We start from the raw sequence: 720 nt of genomic DNA, 5'->3' as shown, positions 1-720 counted from the left end.
GGTGCGGCGGCGGCCTCCGCCTGCTCCAGCTGGTACAGCCAGGCCAGCAGTTCGGCCACGGCCACGTACAGCTGCTCCGGGATGCGGGAGTCCAGGTCGACCTGCATGAGCAAGGTCACCAGGGCCGGGGAATTGTGGACATAGACGCCGCTGTCGCGGGCGCGGGCGATGATGGCATCGGCTACTTCGCCATAGCCCTTGGCCACCACGCGGGGGCTCTGGTCGCGCGTCTCGTCGTAGCTCAGCGCTACCGCGGTGCCGCGCGCGTTGTCGTCGGGATGTTTCACTGCCTGCTGCTCCCGGCGGGCGAGAGGACGCCTTCCACCGCCAGCGCGGTGAGATCCAGGCCGGTAGCGGCGAGGCGATCCTGAAGCTGCGCGCGCGCGGCCTTCAGCAGGTTGACCGAGGCGGGCGCGGCCAGCCTGGCTTCAATGCCGTTGCCAGTCAGGCTGAGGCGGGCTTCCACCGTGCCCAGGTTGGGGAATTCGAGGACCAGCCGGGTCGACCAGACGCCGCCGGCAATGGCATCCGGCTCGCCGTGCGCGCGCGCGGGGTTGTCGTCCTGTTCGCGCGCGATCTGCCATTCCATCGGCGTGCCTGGCCACGCTTCGCCCATCCAGCGGAATTGCTGGGTTGCCAGCGTGTCCAGCTGCTGGCGGACCAGCGTGGTGGCGTCGGCATGCACGGCGGGGCCGCTGGCGCTGGCGAGCTGCGACGGGG

General features: G+C 70.8%; 2 protein-coding genes. Both read right to left on the bottom strand.

Translation table 11 applies throughout. From position 1 onward, the window contains the following. A partial coding sequence (locus P3W85_RS10510; protein ID WP_276264740.1) for an EscU/YscU/HrcU family type III secretion system export apparatus switch protein occupies positions 1-287 on the bottom strand: 287 nt, incomplete at its 3' end. After that, a partial coding sequence (locus P3W85_RS10505) for a flagellar hook-length control protein FliK (RefSeq protein WP_276264739.1) occupies positions 284-720 on the bottom strand: 437 nt, incomplete at its 5' end. The genes P3W85_RS10510 and P3W85_RS10505, both read right to left, overlap by 4 nt.

It is taken from the genome of Cupriavidus basilensis, from assembly GCF_029335485.1.
Taxonomy (GTDB): Bacteria; Pseudomonadota; Gammaproteobacteria; order Burkholderiales; family Burkholderiaceae; genus Cupriavidus; species Cupriavidus basilensis_E.
This window is presented reverse-complemented; position numbering and strand designations above follow the sequence as displayed.